Raw genomic sequence first — 1,008 nt, forward strand, 5'->3', positions numbered from 1 at the left:
ATTTCCACAACGTGGTTCGCGAGCCAAGGACCCACCTGTGGGGGTATGGTTGGTTTAGTGCGAATGATATTGAACTGCTCTTATTAATCAGGACGAGTGGGATCAATTATGGAATAGTGATGATTATCTATGAAAGCAGTTCATCAATCAAGAGGGCTTATCATCCATTCATTCTCAATAGGTTTTCCAGTTTTCCGAATGGAATTAGATCTTCATCGTTCGCGGCCTGCCATTTCAGTAATTGAAAGGGCAAATCTCTCCAATTCAGAAGTTATTAATCTCTTTTCGATGAATCGTGCTTCATGACTGCTTCTTGAGCTTTAAGGACAATATCATCTACTTCGGAAAGCTGATGCTTTAAAGCGATTAATCCAGATCTCTAGCCCAGCAAACTAACTCTTCATCGTCAAAGTTATATGGATATTCGTAAATATTAGAGTAATAGTACTCCGATTCTAATAAATCTCTAATTACATTGAAGACCTTATTGGTGGCATGAAATCCATTCCTGATGGGCGCGGTGAAGGCAAGCGAGCCATTATGAAATCCATCTAAAGAACCGGAAAGCTCTCGTTTGACTATAGATTCAGCTGTCTCTATCTTTTCTTTAACAAGCTCCTCTTTGTAAATTTGAATGCAGAAGTTTCCACCATGTTTTATTAATTCAAACTCTCCATTGGGATGGAGTTTTATTGTATCTCCTTTCGCAAGCCCTAGAGCCAGCCCAGGAGATGCACATAATTTGAATATTTTATCGCTTATGCATTCTGCAGGAAGCTCTTCAAAGACTGCTTCCTCTGAATTTATGCCGGCAAAAACATTAATTAAGGTTAATTTATGTTCCATTCGAATACTCCTCAAAACTGTCTCTTTTAATGTATGAGATTTGAGATTACATCCTCCATGTATCCGCTATCGCTTGTAATTCAACGGGTCGATAATAAAGGAGGTTCCTCTTTTTTTGAAAGGGGATACTTCAGGTATTCAAGAAATCATAGCAGGTACTAA

1 protein-coding gene is annotated in these 1,008 nt (G+C 38.6%); it reads right to left on the reverse strand.

Translation table 11 applies throughout. The features are described 5' to 3' along the window. Positions 1-366 precede the first annotated feature (366 nt). Positions 367-846: a DUF4265 domain-containing protein gene (locus CA598_RS31640; protein WP_094879062.1), complete on the reverse strand. Its 480-nt coding sequence runs from the start codon at positions 844-846 to the stop codon at positions 367-369. Positions 847-1,008 lie beyond the last annotated feature (162 nt).

The sequence above is a fragment of the Paenibacillus sp. VTT E-133291 genome, from assembly GCF_002264395.1.
Classification (GTDB): Bacteria; Bacillota; Bacilli; order Paenibacillales; family Paenibacillaceae; genus Paenibacillus_AQ; species Paenibacillus_AQ nitricinens.

Bases quoted from the DNA above. Each gene is read 5' to 3' on its own strand.
- CA598_RS31640 (WP_094879062.1), bottom strand. From the start codon at position 846: ATGGAACATAAATTAACCTTAATTAATGTTTTTGCCGGCATAAATTCA.